Raw genomic sequence first — 1,056 nt, forward strand, 5'->3', positions numbered from 1 at the left:
ATTAAAATAACTTCTGGTCATTTTGATCAGAAGTTAATTCATTAAATTATTTTTATACCATTTTATTATTTCTTTATATTGTTTTGCTATTTGTCTTTCACCTTCTCTTTCGGGATTATCTTTATCATAATTTTCTAACATATAAACTTCTTCTTCTGATAAAAAATTTACTCCAATTTCAGCTATATCATTTTTATCTCTTATAGAACTTGATTTTGAGTAAAATAAATATATATCAATATCTTCAAATATACTTTTGGATAGTATAAAAGCGTATTTATAATAAAATTCTTTGTGTTTAACTATAAAATCTTTTTCGTCTACATTTGAATTTTTAATTACTTCATCTAATGTGATTTCTGCTTTATTATTTACATTTATTGGTATAACATAATTACTTGGTAAAATTAAATATATATTTTCTAAATTATTTCTATTAAGTATTGTAATAGAACTATTTCCTGTTGGGATTGCTTCATCTTCATTTTTTTGTATATAAATTTTAGTTTTTATATCAAGGACAGGATTTCTATTTTCTTTGTATGTATTATTAATTATTTCAAAATTTTTTTCTGATAATTCAGTATTTGTTTTTATATATTCTAAATTTCTTTTATTATTTTTTTCAGTTAAATAAATTGCAAATATTGATATGAGCATAGAAAATATAGGAAGAAATGCTTTTAATAAAAATTCTGTTATCAATTTGTTGTTTCCTTTCTCTGTTTTTCCTTCTGGATTTGAAGATGAATTTTCTAATTTTTTCATTCTTTCATCTAAACTCAGTATTTGTTTTTCTGTTTTTTTCATAATAAAATCCTTTTTGATTTTATTATATCAAATATATTATATCTTAGATACTCTATTTTGTACTGTCATTATTGTTACAAATATTTAATATTTATATTTTTTAATATTTTTTTATTTTATTATTCTAATTTTTTATTATAAATTTGAACTTTTTCGCTTTGCTCAAAAGGTCGCTAATGCTCCGCTTTTTGATTGTGTGCTTACGCACATTCATTTAAGTGTTAGAAAATTAAAAAAGAGAGAATT

1 protein-coding gene is annotated in these 1,056 nt (G+C 20.5%); it reads right to left on the reverse strand.

Annotated elements, in window-relative coordinates; all coding sequences use genetic code 11:
* Positions 1 to 33: 33 nt before the first annotated feature.
* Entirely contained in the window at positions 34 to 810 is a 777-nt protein-coding gene (locus tag ABGF48_RS08420; RefSeq protein WP_408105894.1) for a hypothetical protein, read from the reverse strand.
* Between the last annotated feature and the right edge of the window lie 246 nt (positions 811 to 1,056).

The sequence above is a fragment of the Helcococcus bovis genome (assembly GCF_046035835.1).
Lineage (GTDB): Bacteria > Bacillota > Clostridia > Tissierellales > Peptoniphilaceae > Helcococcus > Helcococcus bovis.

Bases quoted from the DNA above. Each gene is read 5' to 3' on its own strand.
- ABGF48_RS08420 (WP_408105894.1), bottom strand. From the start codon at position 810: ATGAAAAAAACAGAAAAACAAATACTGAGTTTAGATGAAAGAATGAAA.